The 12515-nt window shown below is 70.9% G+C and carries 10 protein-coding genes and 3 pseudogenes; 7 read left to right on the top strand and 6 right to left on the bottom strand.

Translation table 11 applies throughout. From position 1 onward, the window contains the following. Positions 1–9 precede the first annotated feature (9 nt). Entirely contained in the window at positions 10–453 is a 444-nt protein-coding gene (locus ACFUNE_RS05820) for a nitroreductase family deazaflavin-dependent oxidoreductase (RefSeq protein ID WP_383562612.1), read from the bottom strand. A gap of 324 nt (positions 454–777) precedes the next feature. On the opposite strand from ACFUNE_RS05820, the gene ACFUNE_RS05815 reads away from it, so the two are divergent. The 4 genes from ACFUNE_RS05815 (at position 778) to ACFUNE_RS05800 (ending at position 3920) form a co-directional block, all read left to right on the top strand. Next, on the top strand, positions 778–2139 hold the full coding sequence (locus ACFUNE_RS05815) for an FAD-dependent oxidoreductase (protein WP_383562609.1): 1362 nt from the start codon (positions 778–780) through the stop codon (positions 2137–2139). A gap of 283 nt (positions 2140–2422) precedes the next feature. After that, a complete protein-coding gene (locus ACFUNE_RS05810; protein ID WP_383562606.1) occupies positions 2423–3043 on the top strand; it encodes an L-threonylcarbamoyladenylate synthase in 621 nt (206 codons plus the stop codon). Between the two features lie 120 nt (positions 3044–3163). After that, positions 3164–3355, top strand: coding sequence for a DUF6381 family protein (locus tag ACFUNE_RS05805; protein ID WP_383562603.1), 192 nt, complete (start codon positions 3164–3166; stop codon positions 3353–3355). Between the two features lie 175 nt (positions 3356–3530). Beyond that, positions 3531–3920: a DUF2267 domain-containing protein gene (locus ACFUNE_RS05800; protein WP_383563055.1), complete on the top strand. Its 390-nt coding sequence runs from the start codon at positions 3531–3533 to the stop codon at positions 3918–3920. Between the two features lie 3 nt (positions 3921–3923). Here the strand turns inward: ACFUNE_RS05800 and ACFUNE_RS05795 are convergent, their stop codons facing one another. Continuing rightward, a complete protein-coding gene (locus ACFUNE_RS05795) occupies positions 3924–4931 on the bottom strand; it encodes an MsnO8 family LLM class oxidoreductase (RefSeq protein ID WP_383562600.1) in 1008 nt (335 codons plus the stop codon). 50 nt (positions 4932–4981) lie between these two features. Then, complete coding sequence (locus tag ACFUNE_RS05790; protein ID WP_383562597.1) at positions 4982–5368, bottom strand: ArsR/SmtB family transcription factor; 387 nt, start codon at positions 5366–5368, stop codon at positions 4982–4984. A 97-nt stretch (positions 5369–5465) separates the two neighbouring features. Here ACFUNE_RS05790 and ACFUNE_RS05785 point away from each other — a divergent pair, with 97 nt between their 5' ends. The 3 genes and pseudogenes from ACFUNE_RS05785 to ACFUNE_RS05775 form a co-directional block, all read left to right on the top strand. Further along, a complete protein-coding gene (locus ACFUNE_RS05785; RefSeq protein ID WP_383562594.1) occupies positions 5466–7475 on the top strand; it encodes a heavy metal translocating P-type ATPase in 2010 nt (669 codons plus the stop codon). A gap of 17 nt (positions 7476–7492) precedes the next feature. Then, positions 7493–7888, top strand: a pseudogene (locus ACFUNE_RS05780) (amino acid permease); the annotation flags it as partial. After that, positions 7888–8619, top strand: a pseudogene (locus ACFUNE_RS05775) (arginine deiminase family protein); the annotation flags it as partial. The pseudogenes ACFUNE_RS05780 and ACFUNE_RS05775, both read left to right, overlap by 1 nt. A gap of 52 nt (positions 8620–8671) precedes the next feature. On the opposite strand, the gene ACFUNE_RS05770 reads toward ACFUNE_RS05775, so the two are convergent. The 3 genes and pseudogenes from ACFUNE_RS05770 to ACFUNE_RS05760 form a co-directional block, all read right to left on the bottom strand. Continuing rightward, positions 8672–9562, bottom strand: a complete 891-nt coding sequence (locus ACFUNE_RS05770) for an endo alpha-1,4 polygalactosaminidase (protein ID WP_383562591.1) — start codon at positions 9560–9562, stop codon at positions 8672–8674. Positions 9563–9745: 183 nt separating this feature from the next. After that, positions 9746–10696: an adenosine kinase gene (locus tag ACFUNE_RS05765; protein ID WP_383562588.1), complete on the bottom strand. Its 951-nt coding sequence runs from the start codon at positions 10694–10696 to the stop codon at positions 9746–9748. Between the two features lie 127 nt (positions 10697–10823). After that, a pseudogene (locus ACFUNE_RS05760) lies at positions 10824–12203 on the bottom strand (alpha-amylase family protein). Between the last annotated feature and the right edge of the window lie 312 nt (positions 12204–12515).

The raw sequence follows: 12515 nt of genomic DNA, 5'->3' as shown, positions 1-12515 counted from the left end.
GTTGTCGCCTCAGCCCTTTCCGGACGGAGTGAGGACGAACACCGGGATCTCCCGGTCGGTCTTGGTCTGGTAGTCGGCGTAGTCGGGGAACGCCTTGACGGCGCGATCCCACCACAGGGCCTTCTCCTCGCCCGTGACCTCACGGGCGACCATGTCCTGCTGCACGGTCCCGTCGCGCAGCTCCACCTCGGGGTCGGCCTGCACGTTGTAGTACCAGACGGGGTGCTTGGGAGCTCCGCCGAGGGAGGCGACGGCGGCGTAGTCCCCGCCGTGCTCGACCCGCATGAGCGGCGTCTTGCGGAGCTTGCCGCTCCTGGCGCCGCGCGTCGTGAGGAGGATGACGGGCATGCCGCGCATGGTGGTGCCCTGTGTCCCGCCGGAGCTCTCGATCAGCTCGACCTGCTCACGGACCCACTTCGTCGGGCTGGGCTCGTACTCGCCCTCGATCGGCATGTCTCATGTCCTCTCGTCGGAGTGCTCCGGTCAACGTGCCCATCATGGCTCCGCCGGGAAAGCGGGGCACGCGATGACATCGGCGTACAGCCTGCCCGCCACAGGCCGTCTCATTCTCTGGACCCACGTGAGACGGCCGAGGAGGGTTTCGCTCACAGAAATCGGGCCCTTTTCAAGACTATATGTCCAGTTATTTGCGTAATATCCCATCGCCCCGCTCCTGGGACCAGTGGGGACAGGCCGTACCGTGGGGGCAGCGGAGTAAGCCAAGCCTTACCCCGCTGCACTCTGCCCGTGTTCGTCCGCCCTAAGGAACAACACTCCATGACACGCCCCGTCCGCGTCGCCATCGTCGGAGCCGGTCCTGCCGGAATCTACGCAGCGGACGCGCTTCTCAAGTCCGAGGCCGCCCAGGAGCCGGGCGTTTCGATCGACCTGTTCGAGCGCATGCCCGCGCCCTTCGGCCTGATCCGGTACGGGGTGGCCCCCGACCACCCGCGGATCAAGGGCATCGTCAAGGCGCTGCACCAGGTCCTGGACAAGCCGCAGCTGCGACTGTTCGGCAATGTCGACTACCCCAACGACATCGGCCTGGACGACCTCCGGTCCTTCTACGACGCCGTGATCTTCTCGACCGGTGCCGACGCCGACCGCGCCCTGGACATACCCGGGATCGAGCTCGAGGGCTCCTACGGCGCGGCGGACTTCGTCGCCTGGTACGACGGGCACCCGGAGGTTCCGCGCACCTGGCCGCTGGAGGCCGAGAAGGTCGCCGTGCTCGGTGTCGGCAACGTGGCGCTGGATGTCGCGCGCATCCTCGCCAAGACGGCGGACGAGCTGCTCCCGACCGAGATCCCCGCGAACGTCTACGACGGCATCAAGGCGAACAAGGCGCTCGAGGTGCACGTCTTCGGCCGACGCGGTCCGGCCCAGGCGAAGTTCAGCCCGATGGAGCTGCGCGAGCTGGACCACTCGCCGAACATCGAGGTCATCGTCAACCCCGAGGACATCGACTACGACGAGGGCTCGATCGCCACCCGTCGGGAGAACAAGCAGGCCAACATGGTCGCCTCCACGCTGGAGAACTGGGCGATCCGGGATGTCGGCGACCGCCGCCACAAGCTGTTCCTGCACTTCTTCGAGTCCCCGGTGGAGGTCGTCGGCGAGGACGGCCGCGTCGTCGCCCTGCGCACCGAGCGCACGGAGCTGGACGGCACGGGCAACGTCAAGGGAACCGGCCGCCACACGGACTGGGACGTGCAGAGCGTCTACCGCGCCGTCGGCTACTACTCGGAGGAGCTTCCGAAGCTGCCGTTCGACGTGGTCTCCGGCACCGTCCCGCACGCGGCGGGACGCGTGCTGACCGGGGACGAGCCGATGCCTTCGGTGTACGTCACCGGGTGGATCAAGCGCGGCCCGATCGGCCTGATCGGGCACACCAAGGGTGACGCCAACGAGACCGTGGCCTGCCTGCTGGAGGACCACGCGGCCGGCCGGCTGCCCGAGCCGGCGCAGCCGGGGTCCGACGCGATCGTCGACTTCCTGGAGCAGCGTGGTGTCCGGTACACCACCAAGGAGGGCTGGCACCGCCTCGACGCGCACGAGCAGGCACTCGGCGCCGAGCAGGGCCGCGAGCGCGTCAAGGTGGTCGAGCGCGCGGCCATGCTGGACGCGTCCGGAGCCTGACGGCCACAGCCCGTCCCGCGCCCCCGGAACCTCTCTCCGAAGAGGCTCCGGGGGCGCGGTACTGTCCGGGGCTTCCGCACCCGGGACGAGAACGGCAGGCGACCGCCGCGGCCCGGGCCGTGCCACCGCACGACCGCGCCCGGCATCATCCGGCCTCCCCGCAGGGGGACTCCCTGCCCTGCGCACGCACGTCTTCGGCCCCTTCCGTGGGGCCGCCGCGGCCCCGGCGCCGCACGCACGCCTGAAGCGGAACGCGGTTGCCCCGAGGCCGTAGACTCGCCGGATGGCCAAGTACTTCGACGTGCACCCCGAGAACCCCCAGCGCCGCACCATCACCAACGTGGCGGAGAGCATCAGGTCGGGCGCACTCGTCGCGTATCCGACCGACTCCTGTTACGCCCTGGGATGCCAGCTGGGCAGCCGTGACGGCATCGACCGCATCCGGTCGATCCGGAACCTCGACGACCGCCACCACTTCACCCTGGTCTGCCAGAACTTCTCGCAGCTCGGCCAGTTCGTCCAGGTCGACAACGACGTCTTCCGGACGATCAAGGCCGCCACGCCCGGGAGTTACACCTTCATCCTCCCCGCGACCAAAGAGGTGCCGCGCCAGCTGCTGCACCCGAAGAAGAAGACCGTCGGCGTCCGCATCCCGGATCACACCGTCACGCAGGCGCTCCTGGCCGAGCTGGGTGAGCCGCTGCTGTCCAGCACGCTGCTCCTGCCGGACGAGGAGGAGCCGCTGACGCAGGGCTGGGAGATCAAGGAACGTCTCGACCATGTCGTGGACGTCGTGCTCGACTCCGGCGACTGCGGCACCGAGCCGACCACCGTCATCGACTTCTCCGGTGGGGAGCTGGAGGTCGTACGCCGGGGAGCGGGCGACCTGACCCGGTTCGAGTAGCGCGCGCCCCGCTCACGGCCGCGGTCACTCCGCGCTTCCGGCACCCTCGCTGAGATGCGCGCACCCCCGGGTGGCTGGTTTCGTGGAGGAGTCCGCTCCGCCCATCGCCAGGGAGTGATCATGAGCGAGTCAGACGACGTCCGGACGCGTCTGCAGCAGATGCGCGGCCAGGCAGAAGACCTGGAGAAGGCTGCTGAGAAGGCCACCGACCCTGCGGAACGACAACGCCTCGAGGACGAAGCACACCGGCTCGAGTCCCGGAGCGTGCAGTTCAGCGGCATGGCGAGCGGAGACATCTACCCCATGCAGTAGGAGCGGGCGCGACTCCGGAAGCGGAGGACCGGGACCCGGCTTGCCCTCACCGGAATGGCATGTTAAGACCGGAATTGAGGTGACAAGCGGTGGATACGCGGAGGGCGGGGCACGGGCTTCCCCTCCCCCGTCCCGCTCTCCGCCCGCGCTCCGCGAAGGGGACTCCGTGACGTACATGCGATGGCAGCCGTTCCTGGAAGCCGTCCAGGAACGCGGCGAATATCCGTCGGCCCTTGAGGCGGAGCGCGCGTCACGCGTGGTGCTGGCGCTGCTCGGCGCGCACGTCGTCGGCGAGGAGCGGAACGAACTGGCGGCCCGGCTCCCGGAGACGTTCGCACTGATCCTCCTGAATCCGCTGCAGGCCGCCGAGCCCCTCAGCGCCGAGCGGTTCGTCCGAGCGGTCTCCGCCTGGATCGAGGGCGCGAACGAGCAGACCGCGGCGTGGGACACGAGTGCCGTTCTCAGCGTGGTGGCCGATGCCTCGGGCGATGAGCTGCTGGAGCGCATCCTGCTGCAACTCCCCCCGGGCTACGACCTCTTGTTCGGCCACCCCGTGAACGGCTGACGCTCAGCCCAGGCCGGCGATCCTCGCGAGCCGCCCCATCGACTCCACCAGCGCGTCACGGTCGTACGTGCTCGTGGTGACCAGCACCTCGTCCGCGCCGGTCTCCTTGATCACCAGCTCCAGCCCGGCCCTCACCGTCTCCTCGGTGCCGGCGAGGTGACCGCGCAGCCCGCTCTCGAAGAGCCCCCGCTCCTTCTCCGTCATGGCCAGGACCTCGATCCGCTCGGCGGGTGCCAGCGGCGGGAAGGAGCCACGGGTGCGCGAGTACGCCATGGACCAGGCCTCGGGGACCAGCAGCCGCCGGGCCTCCTCCTCCGTTGCAGCGACCGCGACGGTGCCCGCCACGATCACATAGGGCTCCCGCGCCCAGGCGGAGGGGCGGAATCCGGCGCGGTACTCCTCGACCGCCCGCACCAGCTTGTCGTGACCGCGGAGATCTCCCACGACGAGCGGCAGACCGGCGGCCGCGGCGATGGCGGCTCCTTCACCGGTCGCCAGGACGTACGGGGGGATGTGCAGACCTTCGGCCGGACGGGCGTGGACCTGGGGATGAGCCCGCTGCGTGCCGTCCAGCCATCCGAGGAGCTCGGCCAGCTGCCCGGCGAAGGCATCGGCATCCTCCTTGTCCCGGCCGAGGGCTCTGCGAATCCCGTCGGTGAAGCCGACCGAACGTCCGAGCCCCATGTCGATCCGGCCGGGGAAGAGCGAGGCGAGTACCCCGAACTGCTCGGCCACGACGAACGGCTGATGGTTCGGGAGCATGACCCCGCCGGTCCCCACCCTGATGGTCGAGGTCGCCGCCGCGACGGCGGCGGCCAGCACGGTGGGCGCCGAGCCGGCCACACCGGGAACGCTGTGGTGCTCGGACACCCAGAAGCGGTGGTAACCGAGGGTCTCGGCCGTGCGGGCCAGCGTGACGGTGTCCCGCAGCGCCTGCGGGTCGCCGTACCCCTCGCGGGTGCGGGAACGGTCGAGGAAGGAGAACCGGGTCGATGCGATGAGAGAGCTCACGCTTGGTTCAACGCCGCGCGCGCTCCCGGATTCCCCGTACCGGCGGACCGTCAGCGCCCCGGGGCCGCCACCGCCGCCTCGACGGGCGTGTCGCGAAGGCCGAGGCGGAGGTGCTCCACGTGGTAGAGGGCCTGGTCGAGCAGTTCGGCGACGTGGTGGTCGTACAGGGCGTACACGATGGACCGCCCCTGGCGCTCGCCCGTGACCAGCCCGAGGTTCCGCAGCAGACGCAACTGGTGGGAGCAGGCGGACGGCTCCATCTCCACCGCTTCGGCGAGATCACCGACCGCGCAGGGGCCTTCCTGGAGGCGCGCCAGAATCCGCAGCCTCGAGGGCGTGGCCAGCGCCTGGAGGGTGGCGGCGACACCCGCCGCCCCCACGGCGTCCAGGCGCTCGCGGGTGGTGGCGGTGCTCTGCTCGTCGCGTCCGTGGCCCATGCGTCCCATTCTACGGATGACACATGAAGACCTGTTCATATATTCCTGTACGGTGAGGGTGTCGCCGTTCCCGCCGCCCATGAGGGGTCGTTCCGTCATGCCCACCGATGTCCTGCCGCGCCCCTCGCGCACCGCCGCCGATGACGGTGGCGACGGTGTCCCCCGGCGCCGCACGCGCGTCCTCGCCCTGACGGAAGCCCGCTGGGCGGGTGCGGCCCTGGTGCTGTTCCTGCTCGCACTCCCCCTGGAGCTCACCGGCGCCCCGGCCTGGGCATGGGGCCCGCTGTACGCCCTCGTGTACGCCGCCGGCGGCTGGGAGCCGGCCCTGTCGGGACTGCGGGAACTCCGCGGGAAGGTCCTCGACGTGGACCTTCTGATGATCGTGGCGGCGCTCGGTGCGGCCTCGATCGGGCAGGTGAGGGACGGGGCCCTGCTGATCGTCATCTTCGCGACCTCCGGCGCCCTGGAGGCGCTGGCCACCGCGCGGACCCGGGACGCGGTCCGCGGCCTCCTCGACCTGGCGCCGGCCACCGCCTCCCGCGTGACAGCCGCCGGCGGTGAGGAGACCGTCGCCACCGGGGACCTCGTGGCCGGCGACGTCATCCGGATCCGACCCGGTGAACGCGTCGGCGCCGACGGCCGGGTCCTCGACGGCGCGAGCGACGTCGACCAGGCGACCATCACGGGCGAGCCTCTCCCCACGCCCAAGCACCCCGGGGACCAGGTGTTCGCCGGAACACTCAACGGCACGGGCACACTGCGGGTGGAGGTCGAGCGCGACGCCTCCGATTCGGTCATCGCCCGCATCGTGGCGATGACCGAGGAGGCCTCGCGGACGAAGGCCCCCACCCAGCTGTTCATCGAGAAGGTGGAGCAGCGCTACTCGCTCGGCATGGTCGCCGCCACCCTGGCCGTCTTCCTCGTGCCCCTCGCCTTCGGCGGCGACGTGACCGGGAGCCTGTTGCGCGCCATGACGTTCATGATCGTGGCCTCCCCCTGCGCGGTGGTGCTGGCCACCATGCCGCCGCTCCTCTCCGCCATGGCCAACGCCGGGCGCCACGGCGTCCTCGTCAAGTCCGCCGTGGTCATGGAGCGCCTCGGGCAGACCGACGCGGTGGCGCTCGACAAGACGGGCACCCTGACGGAGGGCACGCCACAGGTCACCGGCGTCCATCCGCTGCCCGGCACCGGGCTGTCCGAGGACGCGCTGCTCGCCCTTGCCGCCGCCGCCGAACACCCCAGCGAGCACCCGCTGGCCCGCGCCGTCGTGAGCGCCGCCCAGGAGCGGGATCCGGCCCTGCCCGCTGCCTCGGACTTCGCCTCGGCGCCCGGTACCGGAGTCACGGCCACCGTCGACGGACACCGGATCGCGGTCGGCTCCCCCGCCCGCCTCCTGCGCGAGGACGCCACCCCCGGTGGCACGCGGGCCGCCGTCGCGGTCGCGGAAGTGGAGGAGACGGGGCGTACCGCTGTGCTCGTCCTGCGCGACGGCCTGCCGGTCGGCGTTCTGGGAATCGCCGACCTCATCCGTCGGGACGCCGTCGCCACCGTCGCCGCACTGGCCCGGCAGACCGGCCGATCCCCGATGCTCCTGACCGGTGACCATGCCCGCGCCGCCGCCCGGCTGGCCTCCGAGGCAGGCATCACCGACGTACGGGCGGACCTCCTCCCTCAGGACAAGGCGGCCGCCGTGCGGGCGCAGGAGCAGGCCGGGCGCCGGGTCCTGGTCGTGGGCGACGGCGTCAACGACGCGCCCGCCCTGGCCGCCGCACACGTCGGGATCGCGATGGGGCGGGCGGGTTCCGACCTCGCCCTGGAAACCGCGGACGCCGTCATCATCCGCGACGAACTGGCCACCGTGCCCGCCGTGGTGGCCCTGTCCCGGGCGACCCGCAGGCTGGTCGTACAGAACCTGGTCGTCGCCGGCGTGTTCATCACCGCCCTCGTCGTCTGGGATCTCGTCGGCCATCTGCCGCTCCCCCTGGGTGTCCTGGGACACGAGGGCTCGACCGTCGTCGTGGGCCTCAACGGCCTCCGGATGCTGCGCGAATCGGCCTGGCACCGTGCCGCCCGGCACAGCACGCACGCGACCCTGCCCCTCACCTGACACGCCCCCGCCGTCGGCTGGAGGAGGCGGTCGGGACCTGGGGGCAGGTCTTCGTGAGCGTGGGGCTGATCGTGTCCGTGCTCGGCGCCTACCTCGCCTGGACGCTCATGGCGGCGGAGGTCCTCTTCGTCGCCGCCAAGGACGACGACATGCCGCGCTTCCTCCGCCGCGCCAACTCCGCCGACGTGCCCGTGCCGGCGCTGCTGATGACGACCCTGCTGTCGCAGGTCGTCCTGGTCATCACCCTGCTCTCGGACGACGCCTTCAACTTCGCCCTCGACCTGACCAGCGCCCTGTCCCTGATCCCGTTCCTCCTCGCGGCGGCGTTCGCCCTGAAGATCCTGGTGCGCCCCGACGAACTGACCACGGGGAAGCGGGGCCGGCGCGACCTCGTGGTGAGCGTCCTGGCGACGGGGTGACGCTCAATCCCCTGTACTGGCCGGCGCGTCACGACGAGACGCTGCTGATGAAGGCCGTCTACCGCTTCCATCCTGACTTCACCGCGTCCACGGTCTGGTGGGGCGATCCGGAAGTGGAGTGGGGCCAGGCCACCTTCGAGGGCGGGGACATCATGCCGGTCGGCAACGGTGTCGTCCTCATGGGCATGAGCGAACGCACCTCACGACAGGCCATCACCCAGGTCGCCGCCGCCCTGTTCGAGCAGGGGGCCGCCGAACACGTCGTGGTCGCGGCGATGCCGAAGCTGCGGGCGGCCATGCACCTGGACACCGTCTTCACCTTCGCCGACCGCGACATCGTCACCGTCTACCCGAAGATCATGGACGCGGTCCACACCTTCTCGCTCCGACCGAGCGACAGGGCACCCGGCGTGGAGGTCGTCGACGAGGGATCACGCCCCTTCACCGACGTCGTGGCAACGAGCCTCGGCCTGCCCGCACTGCGGGTGATCGAGACGGGCGGGGACGTGTACGCCTCGGAGCGACAGCAGTGGGACAGCGGCAACAACGCCGTCGCCCTCGAACCGGGAGTCGTCTTCACCTACGACCGCAACACCCAGACCAACGATCTGCTGCGCGCCGCGGGCGTCGAGGTCATCCCGATCGTCGGCGCGGAGCTGGGCCGCGGCCGTGGCGGCGGACACTGCATGACCTGCCCGCTCATCCGCGAGCCGGTGGACTTCTGATCCCCGCCGAGGGCGTGGACGGACCGCGAGGGCGCACCGGGCCGACCCGTGCTCAGCAGGACCTGTACACGTATCCCTTCTCGCCCGCGGGGAGTACGTCGAGGTCCCGCAGGACGAGGGAGATCCTCTCGCCCCACGCGGAGCAGGCCGCGCCGAAGCCCACGTCGCCCTCTCCCTCGTACTCGATCGCGAAGACACGGCCGTCGTAGGCCTCCGCGTACGCGCCGCATTCGTCGAACTGCGCGCACTCCTCCGTCACCGCGAAGTCGAAGCCGATGCCGGTGTGCCGGTCGAGCAGGTCGGTGGTGTTCTTCTGCCCGATCGCGAGGCCCTCACTGTGCGCCCGTGTGGCCAGGGCCGTCGCGAAGGCGGCGTTGTGGGCCTCCGTGAGCCTGCCCTTCGAGCGTTCGAAGGAGTCGAGGTTGTCCGGCTCCACGGCCTGGAAGCCGCTCTCGGCGCAGCCGTCGATCCACTCCCCGACGATCTCGGTGAGCTGGGTTCGCCTGGCGGGCGTCGAGGTGTCCAGGAGCACCTCGTCCCACCCCTCGTCGATGACCAGCTCCCCTTCCTCGTCACGCAGCAGGAGGTCGGGGTGGGCGTCCAGCCACCACGCCAGTGCGCCGGGCTGCGTCTGGAAGGCGTTGACGTAACAGACGTTGTACAGGCCGGCAGCCGGCTGGTCCTCACGGTCACGGGACACCGCGCGGACCCCGTCGGGCGGCCTGTATCCCCCGCCGATCTGGTAGTCGAACCCCATGCCTGCCGTCGGCAGGAGCACATCGGCGGCCCGCGTCCGCCGCTCGGGCCCGGCGTCCTCGGCCGCCCCACTCGCAGCGGTGCAGCCCACCAGCACGCCCGCGCCGAGGACGGAGGCGAGGCCCGCCGCCACGCCGGTCACCACTCGCCGACGGCGGAAGAACAGGGAAGGGGTGCGGCCGGCCACACGTACTCCAGGTGTCTGGGATCCGGAAGGGGATCTGTACATCCTCCGGCACCGCCCCGCTCCGGGATCCCCCGGGGCACCCTCGGGGCGCGGCGTGCAAGGAGTCGGGAATCCGGCTGGGTTGCGGACGGCCGTGGCCGCGAGGTGTCCGCGGGCCGTCCGGGACGACAAGGATTCGAATGTCTACGCAGTCTCTCCGGCGGCCTGCGTCCCGTGTGTCCCTCGCTCCTTCTCCACCTCGGCGACCCGGGCGAGGAGATCCTCCCTGCCGATGGCATCCGTGCGCGTCGACGGCACGGTGCAGGCGTAGGCACCGGCCACCGTCCCGTACAGGGCGCAACGGTCCGGGTGTTCAGCGTTCAGCCGGCCGAAGAGGAAGCCCGAGGCGAAGGCGTCGCCGGCGCCGTTGGAATCCACCACCGGAGCGGGCGGGCCGACGGCGGGTACGTGCGTGAGCCTGCCCTCGTGGAGCAGGTACGCCCCATCGGCTCCCGCGGTGGCGACGACGGTCCGGGCCCTTCCCCGGTCGGTGATGTCACGCATGGTGCGCTCGGGGTCGGCCAGGGCCGTGGTGGACAGGAACACCAGGTCCGCCTGGAGGGCGAACGGCTCGTGGTAGCCGTCGGCACCGTCCCAGTCGTGGAGATCGGTGGAGATGGTCACTCCGGCCTCGCGGAGCACCGGCAGGGTGAAGACGCAGGGCTGGGTGATGACGACGTGGGCGTGGCGGGTGACGGCGGCGAGTTCGCGGACCGTCGACTCGTCGAACCGGTCCGAGTCCCCTGCCCGGTCGGCGTCGTACAGCGACAGACGGCGCCCGTCCGGGCCGACGAGGTTGACCGCGCGCTTGGTGCCGCCGGGTGACAGGACCTCGGTGAGCGGGATTCCCCGGTCACGGTGGAGTGCGCGGACCAGCTCCCCCTCGTGGTCGTCACCGATCATGTCGAGGTGGTGGGTACGCAGGCCGAGGGCGGTCAGCCCCAGCGCGACGAAGTCCCCGCTCTGCCCTCCCCGGGTCTCGATGCCCGGCCGGATCATGTAGCTGTCGGCGAAGGGGAGCGGGAGTTCGGGGACGTGGACGATGGTGTCCACGCCCGCGCCGCCCAGTACGAGGACATCGGTCTGCTGCCGCATGAAAGTGGTGGTACCTCTCGGCTCGGGTGGTGTCGTCCGGTGCACGGCCCGGCGGCCGGTTCCGGCCACGACGCGCAGGACGAGGCGTGCCCGTCCCGCGACGTCGATCCGTGGTGGGTCCGGCGGGTCAGCCCGCCTGGGCACCGGTGTGCAGGGCCAGCGCCCCGCGGGCCGGCAGGGTCGCCCGGACCGTGCCGTCGTCGCCGACCACGACGGTGTTGCCGTCGCAGCTGTCGGGCGAGGCCACGGCTACGTTGCAGTAGGTGCCGCCGGGCAGCGAGGTCGTGAGGGTTTCGTCCAGTGCGCCGTCACCGTTGTTCAGTGCGACGAATCCCTTGTCACCGCGGCCGAAGGCGATCGCGCTGCCGCCGTTGTCCCACCAGTCGGTCAGCTCGGCGGAGTCCACCTCGTTGCGGAAGCCGACCAGGCCGGTGATCGCCTGCCGGGCGTGCGTGTCCGTCCAGCCGCCGTCACCGCTCGGCGGACCGGCGTCCTTGTCCGACCACTCGTAGCCCGAGTACACGTTCGGGGAACCGTACGGCGAGGCGAGCATGAAGACGTTGGCGAGGATGTAGGCCTCACCGTCCTTGTACGTCAGCGTCGAACCGTTGCGCTCGGTGTCCCAGTTGTCGACGAACGTGCGGGCGGAGGCGCTGCTCAGCTTGCCGTCGGCCACGGATTTCAGCTGTGCGATTCCGCCGTCCTGGAACGCGCTCCTGAGGTGGCCCCCGTAGCGGAATTCGTCCACGTCGCCGCTGCCGGTGTACTCCTCGGGCTGCACGGCTTCACCGCCTCCGTGGATGACCTCGGAGACCCAGAATCCCGGGTCGCCCATCTTCGCCTTGACGGCCGCGACGTCGTCGGCCGCGATGTGCTTGGCAGCGTCGATACGGAACCCGTCGACCCCCATCGACCGGAGGTCGTCGAGGTACGCGGCGATGGTGGAACGCACCTCCTCCTTACCGGTGTCGAGGTCGGACAGCCCCACGAGTTCGCAGTTCTGCACGTCTCCGCGGCTCGTGTAGTCCTTGATGGCGGTGCGGCAGGAGTGGAAGTCGGAGTCCTGGAAGTACCCGGGATAGTCGTACTTGCCTTAGGCGGTCCCGCCGGTACCGGTCCCGGAGCCGGCGGCCATGTGGTTGACGACGGCGTCCGCGACGACCTTGACCCCGGCGGCGTGGCAGGCCTTCACCATGGCGGCGAACGCGTCGCGGTCGCCCAGCCGGCCCGCGATCCGGTAACTGACCGGCTGGTAGGACGTCCACCACTGGTCGCCCCGGATGTGCTCGGTGGCGGGGGACACCTGCACGTAGCCGTAACCGGCGGGGCCCAGCTGACCGGTGCAGGCGGACGCGACCTGCGCGTACGGCCGCTCGAACATGGTGACGGTGACGGTCTTCGCGCCCGGCGGTGTCGCCTCCGACTGCCAGGGCGCGAGGATCGTGAGGCCGGTGACGGTCATGACTCCGGCCAGCGTTCCGCCGATCAGGCGGAATCGGTGCTGCATGTGCGGCTCCTTCGACGACAGGGCACGGCTGTGCCCTCGAAGGCAGCCACGCGCCGGGCTGCCGTGGGGGGAACGGATGGGAGCCTGCCGCTCCGTCCGCACCGTCGTCAAGGACTTCTGCAAGGCCTTTCAGATTCTTGCGCAAGTCCCGTGTGCCGTGAAAGTCGGCCATCTGCCAAGCTCTTGCCCACCCCTGACGCATCGGCACACCAGCCTCGGCTGTCTCCCCCGTTCCGCGCCAGACCCCTCCGCCGCCGGCCGGGGCGCGGTCGCGAAGAGGGAGCGGACGGACCCCGCGGCGCTGCGGACCGG

The organism is Streptomyces sp. NPDC057287, from assembly GCF_042667905.1.
Lineage (GTDB): Bacteria > Actinomycetota > Actinomycetes > Streptomycetales > Streptomycetaceae > Streptomyces.
Note: the sequence above shows the minus strand (reverse complement) of the source record. Positions and strands in the feature narration are given on the sequence as shown.